Origin of the sequence: Exiguobacterium artemiae (genome assembly GCF_033342815.1) — a bacterium.
Lineage (GTDB): Bacteria > Bacillota > Bacilli > Exiguobacteriales > Exiguobacteriaceae > Exiguobacterium_A > Exiguobacterium_A artemiae_A.
This window is the reverse complement of record NZ_JAWPEN010000005.1, coordinates 153,872-162,363: the sequence shown is the minus strand read 5'-3', so window position 1 is coordinate 162,363 and position 8,492 is coordinate 153,872. Positions and strand designations below refer to the sequence as shown.

Sequence of the window (8,492 nt, the reverse complement as noted above, 5' to 3'; positions counted from 1 at the left end):
CCAAAGTATTGCCCGAGGGGCAATTTGATAAGAGGTGACGAAAAAATAAGGGATTGCGCATCGTGACGATGGCAATCCCTTATTTTCTTTACAAGTCAGCTAGTTATGTCCCAGCCTCTTTTTATTTTAGATTCCAAGCGACGCAATCAATTTCCGAATCCGTTCTTCCGATTGTTTCGGCGTCAGGATCAACAGTTGATCGCCTCCGATTAACCGGGTTTGTCCCCTCGGTGTGATGATGGCATTCTGCCGGATGACGGCGACGACCAGCAAATCCTGCGGCATCTCAATCTCTTGGAGCGTTTTCCCATCGATGCGGCAATAGGACGGGACGCTGACTTCGACGATTTCGGCATTCGGATTCGCGACCGTCATGAACTGGATCAACGGTTCGATGTCGATGGCCGGTTTCGCATCGAGCTTCATCAGCTTGACGACCCACGGCAAGGCGGTCCCCTGCAGGAGCGCCGATGTCATGACGGCGAAAAAAACGATGTTAAATAACGGATAAGCGTCCGGTAAGCCACTCGACAAAGGGTAGGTCGCAAGGATGATCGGGACGGCGCCGCGTAAGCCGGCGGCCGTGATGACACTCTGTTCGCGGAAATTATAACGAAAAGGCAACAGGGATAAATAGACGGCGAGCGGACGGGCAACGAGAATCAACGTCAAGACGATGACGCCGGAGACAAACAGCGTATGCGGGTCGAACAGTTGCCTCGGAAAAACGAGCAGTCCGAGCATGATGAACATACCGACTTCCGCCAAGTGAGACAGGCTGCCGCTGAACCGGACGAGAATATCCCGGTAAATCAAATCATGATTGCTGAGCCATATTCCGGTCACGTAAACGGCTAAAAAGCCACTCGCATGAAGGCTTGTCGCGACGCCGTAGGAAAGGAGTGCACCGCTGATCAAAAGTGTCGGGTAGAGGGCCGACGACTGCAACTGGATCCGGTTCATCAAGACCGTCAACAACCAGCCGACGAACAGACCGATCACGAGACCAAGGCCCATCTCGTAAAATAACAGCAGGATACCGTGTAAGGCGGAAAAGGCTGCCGGATCCAAAGCGAATTCCGTGAACAGGATTGTCAGGAAGACGGCCATCGGGTCATTTGTTCCGGACTCCGCTTCGAGCGTATGCTTCACTTTTTGATCGATCGGACGACCGTTCAGCAGGGAAAAGACGGCGGCTGCATCGGTCGAACCGATCAAGGCCCCGATCAGTAAGGCAATCGGCCAACTGAAATCAAGCAGGTAATGGGCGACGCCGGCAATCAGTCCGGTCGTGACGAGGACACCGACGGTTGCGAGGGATAACGCTGCCGGCAGTACAGTTTTGAAATCCCGCCATTTCGTATTCAAGCCGCCGTCAAACAAGATGATGACGAGTGCGATCGTACCGAACAGACGGGCTTGTTCGAAGTCAGCAAAATCAATCAAGCCGGAGACATCCGTTCCGGCGAGGATACCGACAAACACAAATAAAATCAGGGTCGGGACGTTCAGACGGACAGAAAATTTCGTCGTGACGATGGCAAGCAACAAGAGAACACCGGCCAGCAACAGGACGGTTCCTTCGTTCATAGGCGATCCCTTCCTTCAGTGAAAGACGTCTTTTCTTTAGTATACGTCATTCATTGCGGTTGCTTCCGAAAATAGTTTGCCGGAAGATGTGTATAAATCCGTAAAAAAAGGAAAACACGTATCATAATGGATGATTGATTGAAGAAAGAGGAGGCATCTTATATGAACATCTGTGTAGTCACAGGAGCAAACTCCGGTATGGGGATGGTAACGATTCAAGAATTGCTGGAACGCGGAGACCGTGTCATCGCAACCGTCCGTTCGCAAAAAAAAGCGACACTGCTGATTCAACTTTTACGGGAACATGCCGTTTCCGATGCGAATCTGGAAGTGGAAATCGTTCAACTCGATCAGCTTGATTCCGTACGGCGTTTTGCAGATGTGCTGTTTGACCGGGTCGGTCGAATCGATCGCCTGATTTTAAATGCCGGTATCATGGTTCCGCCGTATCATGTGACGAAAGATGGATTTGAATCCCAGTTCCAAGTCAATTACCTCAGTCACTTTTATTTGATTGAACGGTTGCTGCCGTTAATCGAGCAGGGACATGATCCCCGCGTCATCTCGATTTCCTCCTTGGCGGGAGAAGGCGGGATGATCCGGACCGATCTCGAGCTCGAGGCGATTGCACATGTCCAAAAAGAGCAGTATAACCCGATGAAGTCATATCGGGAATCAAAGCTTCTGCAAATGGTTCATATGCGGGAATTAGCGGAACAATACGGCTCGCGGGCGACGTTTGTCAGTGTTCACCCGGGAATCGTCAACACAGACCTGTTTTACCGGGGGAAATACGGAAAAGTGCTGAAAACTGTTCTGAAGCCGATTGCCCAGGTCGGCTATTGGACCGGAAAGCTGTATACCCCGGAATACGGGGCGAAAACCGCCCTGTATCTGGCGACGACCGACGATCTGATTGACAACGGCGGGTATTACGCGGATTCAGCGCCGCGACTCAGTAATCCCGTCGTAGAAGATGAGGGATACCGTCAACAAGCCCGCGCATTGTCCAAACGTTGGGTCGGATTGGTCTAAACGGCTTTAAAAAAGGTCTACCGACTCGTGGGAAGTCGGTAGACCTGTGTTGTGCAGACTGGGGGTCTGATCACTCCCTGACTATACAGTATCGAGATATAGAATCTGAAACTATGAAAAAAATTACAAATTCATGCGTTTTTGTGATTTTTGCAGGACTTTGTGCAAAACAGTTTTCTTCTGGGTTCACTTTCGTTAGGATGAAGGAGAATTTTTTTTACAGGAGGAACACTATGATACGACTAGCTACTGAACAGGACGTCAAACAGATTGCGACCTTGTTGCGCGAAAAAGCCGAATTGTTTCAAGCACGCGGGAGCCGGCAGTGGTCCGCTTATCTGAAGGAAGATTTACAGCAACTGGTCGCAAACGATCTGGCGGCCGGGCGGCTGTATGTCTTTGAACAGGGGGCGGAACTGCTCGGTTCGATTGCGCTGTTGCCGTCGCTCGCCTGGGATCAGACGTTGTGGCCGGATACGGAAGGGCTCTACATCCACCGGATTGTCGTCAGCGAGACGGCAAAAGGACTTGGTGTCGGCAAACAACTGTTACGGCATGTCATTGCGGTCACGACGGCAGAGCAGGAACGGTTGCGTCTCGACTGTCTCGCGACAAATGACTTCTTGAACCGTTATTATGCGTCCTTTGGTTTTGAGCCTCAAGGTATTCGTGACGGTTTTGCGACATATGAGTATAAGGAAACACCGGTTCTGAAATAACGGGGCATTTAGATAGGACAAGTTCCGCCTGCTTTGGTATGGTTAGAAAAAGAATGTTTCGAGGAGTGATCGGATGCGACTTCAGATTGGTTTTATCGGCTTTGGAAAAAGTACGACCCGGTATCATCTGCCCTACGTCATGATTGAGGACCATTTTGATATCACCTGGATTTATAATCGAAAAGCAAAACCGGAATTAGAGGCAAGCTATGCGTCCCAATTGCCGCATGTCCGCTTTACAACGGATTTGGATACGATGCTGAACGATCCGGAGCTTCAGGTCGTTGTCATCAACACCCCGCCGGCAACGCATTTCGCCTACGCCCTGCAAGCCTTGCAGCATGGAAAACATGTGTTGGTCGAAAAACCGTTTACTGTGACGGAAAACGAGACGCACCGGTTGTTCGAGGAAGCAAATCGGCAAGGCGTCAAGCTGCTGGCGTATCAAAACCGGCGTTTTGACAGTGATTTTCAAGTCGTCGAACAAGTCATCCGTTCGGGCAAGCTCGGACGACTCGTCGAAGTGGTCTCACACTTCGACCTTTACCGGCCTGACGCAGCTCCGGCCATTCCGCGTCCGGAAAATGGCGCCTTATATGGTCTCGGTGTCCACACGATTGATCAAATCGTCGCCCTGTTCGGGAAACCGGACCGGGTCGGCTACGATATCCGGACGGTCCGCTTAGCCGGCAATCCGGATGACACATTTGCCCTCGATTTCTATTATCCGGACTTAAAAGTCAGTGTCCGGACCAGTCATATCGCGTTAGCGGGTGCTCCGCGCTGGATGCTTCACGGCACAAACGGAACGTTCATCAAACAGCATATCGACCGGCAGGAACTCGATCTCAAAGCAAACTACTTCCCGGGAGAGGAAGGCTTCGGTGAAGACTCCGAAGATGATTTCGGCCGGTTGTTGTACCATGACGATCACGGTCATCTTCAGGATGTCCGGATTCCAAGCCCGGTCGGAGACTACGGCAAATTATACCGTGCCTTTTATGAAAGTATCGTTCACGGGACACCGTTGCCGGTTTTGGAAGAAGACACAAAACTGGTCGCTCACCTGATGGAGCAAGGTTTCTCGAAGCCGTCCCCCTTCATTTTAGACCTCCGAAATTAAAATTTTTTAGATATCAATATAATTACATCTCAGCAATCTGCCTATGCAGCGCTGAGATTTTTTGTTATAAAGGAAAAGATATCACAATTTTTCAGAATTTTCTTATGGAATATTGATTAAAATTTCAAAAAGATGGGAAAAATTGTGTATACTACAAACACAAGGGGGTTTATCATGAAAAAAATCATTACGTCCATCATTCTGGCAGGTGTTTTGTTCGGTGTGTTCAGTCCATCGCTCATTGCAGAAGCAGCCACGAAGCTGACGGTCACGACAGATGTGTTACGCGTTCGTGAAAAACCATCGACAACAAGTAAGATCTTAGGGAACATCACTAAAGGAGCCGTCTATACTTCAAACGGGACGTCCGGCAGTTGGTATAAAATCACGTACAAATCAAAACCGGGCTACATACACAAAGATTATGTCCGCACCTCTACGACATCGAAGTATACGTCGACCGGTGCGCGTTATACGACGGTCGGGACATTAAACGTCAGAACCGCGCCAAGTACGACGGCGAAAACCGTCACACAACTGAACAAAGGCGTAAAGGTCGCGTCTTACGGAACATCCGGCAGCTGGACACGTATTTTATACAACGGCAGCTACCGTTACGTGTCGACGCAGTATTTGACGAAAACGGCACCAAGCAGTTCGTCGAAACAATTGAGCGTGCCGTATTACAACCAGTATACGCTCGGTTATCCGTCAGGCTGTGAATTCGTCTCCTTGAAAATGGCACTCGAATACAAGAAAAAAGCGGTTTCCGCGTCTTCTTTATATAACCAGATGCCAAAAAGTATGACAAATGCGACCTACAAAAACGGTAAGTATTACTGGGCCGATCCGGAAAAAATGTTTACCGGAAATCCGGCAGGAACACTTGATTATTATAAAAACTGGGGTATTTATCCGAAAGGCATCCTGCCGCTCGCGAAAAAATACCGCAGCGGTGCGGCTGATATCTCGAAACAAGGGGTCAGCAAAATTGAAAGTGAAATCCGTAAAGGAAACCCGGTCATCGTCTGGGCGACCGTTGATTTCAAAAATCCGTACGGCTACTTCTCTTGGATCAAGCCGGACGGTAAAACGTTTACCGGTTACCGCAACTACCACGTCATGCTCGTGACAGGTGTCTCAAGCAGTGCGTTTACGGTATCCGATCCCTACCGTGGAAAATATACGGTCAGCCGTTCACAATTTACGTCTGTTTACAACACGACAGGACAGTACGCGTTATCTGTCCGTTAATCGATTGACCGGTGAAGCGGTTGGCTTCACCGGTTTTTTTATGCGGTCGACCAATGATGCTTTTTAAAGAAATGGGAATCGATTTAAAAATCGTGTAAAATAATGACAACCTCTGTAAGTTCTTCTTGAAAGGAGTGGTGAAGAAATGGATGACAAACGACTGGAACAGCTGGAACAGGAAATCGTCCGCTTAAAGGCTCGTGTCGATCAATTGGAAGACCAATCGGCAAAAGAATTGCCGCCGGAACCGGTCTCTTCCGTGACGCGCCCAGCCGTCCGACCGGCGTTCGTCAAAAAAACCCGGACACCCGTCGTGAAAAAAGCCCGAACGCGGGAGGAATGGGAAAACGTCCTGGCGACGGTCTGGTTACCGCGGATCGGAGCAATTTTTGCAGCAATCGGTGCGATTTTTCTGTTTTCCTATGCGTCACTTGCCGGACTGATCAGCCCGGCGGTCCGAATCGGAAGTGGTGTCGTCATCGGTCTGCTCGTCATGGCGCTCGGAGAGTTTCAGTATGAGAAGAAACGACGTGAGCTTGGCGTCGGGCTTGTCGCGACCGGAACGATCGTCTCCTTGTCGGCGTTATTTGCCGGTATGGCCTTATATCAATTTTATCCCCCGCTGTTGGCCTTTTTCTTAGAGATCGTCGTACTCGCGATCGCATATGGATTAATGTTGTGGATGCGTTCGACGGCATTGCTGGTGCTGGTTTCGATTACCGGCTTTTTATTGCCGTTTCTCCAGTTATCCGATGAGCCGAACGTCTTCCTCTTTTTACTGTACGAAGTGTTGTTATTTACTGCCTTGTTATTTGCTGTCCTTCGTCTGAAAGCAGTCAAGGCGTACCCGGTTGCTGCTGGCGTCTTTTTCCTGGCGCTTGTTTTCGGCAGTCTCACTGTCAATTTCGAGACACGTCCTCTGATTGATGAAGTGACGTTACTCGTTGCCTCTGTCATGGCTTATCTCGGTCTCGCCTATATCGGGACGAGACTGCCGCTCACGTATAACTATCCGAGCTGGATAGCGGGCGGGTTGGTCCTGTTCAGTCTGTCCGTGATCGATTGGCCGTTTGGTTACGGACTCGCGGTTCTGTTTGCACTACTCGCTTACGTCGTCGCGAATCAAACGAAGGACGCGTGGCAAAATGGGGTCGGTCATGTCGCCGTCCTGTTTGCGATCTCGCAGATACCGGTCGATCCGCTGAGCTTTGGTGATCAGTTCCGTTCAATTCTCTACGCTTTCGTAATTGCTGGTCTATGGTTCGTCAAACGTCAGCAAGTACCGCACCAACGGTTTTTCGGGATTGTCGTGTATGTGATGTTCGTGTTGTATACGATCGGAACATATGAAACGTACCGCTTCAACGATCAGTCGTATGCCGTCTCCGTGTTCGGTCTGACACTTGCAACGACAGCGTTCATCGTTCTGCTCGTTCGGACGCATGGGGAAGCAGTGTGGCGGAAATATTGGCAGCTTGTGCTGTTTTTCGCTGCTGCTGGTGTGTTTGTCACCTATACGCTGATCGTAATGGAACTGCCGTTTTACGCGGCGCTTGATCAAACAGATCGCAGTACGACGTTATCTGTTGCCTACATCCTGTTATCGTTTGTCCTCGTGGCAATCGGCCGGATTCGCGGGACAGCGGCCTGGCGCCTGTCCGGTCTGCTGTTGTTGTCGGTCAGTGCCGTCAAACTGTTGCTGTTTGACTTGTCATTCCTATCGTTGATTCAAAAAGCGTTTGTCTTTATCGGCTTCGGCATCGTGGCCTTTATCATTTCGCGGACGTATTTCAAGAAACGTGAATCCTGAATCAGACATCCTCTCTCCAGACAATGCCGTCTGCAAGGGAGGATTTTTTTTATTGAAATATATTGATAACGATTATCATTATCGACTATACTGATTGATGAACTTACTTAACGATCAGGGGGAACCATCCATGCGACATACAAAAACATTGGCTATCGGACTTTTATCGATGACGGCTTTACTGGCAGCCTGTAATGAACAAACCGCGACGACGAAACCGGCGACACCCAAGCCGGACCCGTTCAAACAGGTCGTGGCCGATTACCGGACCTATGCGATTGCAGAACTGGAGCAGTTTACGAAACAGACGGAAGCGTTCACGACAGCGGTCAAAGAGGGTGACTTGGCAGAGGCGAAAGCGCTCTACGCACCAACGCGGATGCATTATGAGCGGGCGGAACCGATTGCCGAAGTATTCGGGGATCTCGATCCCAAAATCGACGCCCGTGAAGGGGATGTCAAGGAATCGGAATGGGGTGGCTATCACCGGATCGAACAAGGACTGTTTGAAAAAGGGACAACCAAAGGATACGAAGGATACGCCGATCAATTGATGCAGGATGTTCATCTGCTCCGGGCAAAAGTCGAAACCGTCGACGTGACCCCGGAACTGCTTGTCACCGGGGCGACTGATTTATTGAACGAAGTTTCAACGTCGAAAGTCACAGGGGAAGAAGACCGTTATTCCCATACGGACTTGTATGACTTTGCAGCCAATGTTCAAGGGGCAGAAAAAATTTATCAACTGTTGAACCCGGCGCTTCAAAAACAGGATGCCGCTTTGTCGAAAGAGATTGCCGCCCGCTTTGCTGATGTCAACGGATTATTGGAAGCCAAAAAGAAAGAGGACGGATATGTGCTCTATACTGCGTTATCCAAAGCGGACGTCAAACAATTGAGTCAAGCCATCAACGAGCTGGCCGAGCCGCTCTCGAAGATGGGAATCGTACTGGAGGGCTGA

The 8,492-nt window shown here is 49.9% G+C and carries 7 protein-coding genes; 6 read left to right on the top strand and 1 reads right to left on the bottom strand.

Going from position 1 to position 8,492, the window contains the following annotated elements; translation table 11 throughout:
* Window positions 1–126: 126 nt before the first annotated feature.
* Complete coding sequence (locus R7V76_RS07540) at window positions 127–1,590, bottom strand: potassium/proton antiporter (RefSeq protein WP_318091865.1); 1,464 nt, start codon at window positions 1,588–1,590, stop codon at window positions 127–129.
* A gap of 162 nt (window positions 1,591–1,752) precedes the next feature.
* Between R7V76_RS07540 and R7V76_RS07535 the strand changes: the two genes are divergently transcribed.
* The 6 genes from R7V76_RS07535 to efeO all read left to right on the top strand — a co-directional run bounded on the left by R7V76_RS07535 (window position 1,753) and on the right by efeO (window position 8,492).
* A complete protein-coding gene (locus tag R7V76_RS07535; RefSeq protein ID WP_318091863.1) occupies window positions 1,753–2,625 on the top strand; it encodes an SDR family NAD(P)-dependent oxidoreductase in 873 nt (290 codons plus the stop codon).
* A gap of 233 nt (window positions 2,626–2,858) precedes the next feature.
* Window positions 2,859–3,344 carry a GNAT family N-acetyltransferase gene (locus tag R7V76_RS07530; protein ID WP_318091861.1) on the top strand — a complete coding sequence of 162 codons (486 nt, stop codon included), beginning with the start codon at window positions 2,859–2,861 and terminating at the stop codon, window positions 3,342–3,344.
* A 73-nt stretch (window positions 3,345–3,417) separates the two neighbouring features.
* Window positions 3,418–4,467, top strand: coding sequence for an oxidoreductase (locus R7V76_RS07525; protein WP_318091860.1), 1,050 nt, complete (start codon window positions 3,418–3,420; stop codon window positions 4,465–4,467).
* A gap of 174 nt (window positions 4,468–4,641) precedes the next feature.
* Window positions 4,642–5,721: a C39 family peptidase gene (locus R7V76_RS07520; protein WP_318091858.1), complete on the top strand. Its 1,080-nt coding sequence runs from the start codon at window positions 4,642–4,644 to the stop codon at window positions 5,719–5,721.
* A 145-nt stretch (window positions 5,722–5,866) separates the two neighbouring features.
* Window positions 5,867–7,531: a DUF2339 domain-containing protein gene (locus tag R7V76_RS07515; RefSeq protein WP_318091856.1), complete on the top strand. Its 1,665-nt coding sequence runs from the start codon at window positions 5,867–5,869 to the stop codon at window positions 7,529–7,531.
* Window positions 7,532–7,661: 130 nt separating this feature from the next.
* Window positions 7,662–8,492: an iron uptake system protein EfeO gene (gene efeO / locus R7V76_RS07510; protein WP_318091855.1), complete on the top strand. Its 831-nt coding sequence runs from the start codon at window positions 7,662–7,664 to the stop codon at window positions 8,490–8,492.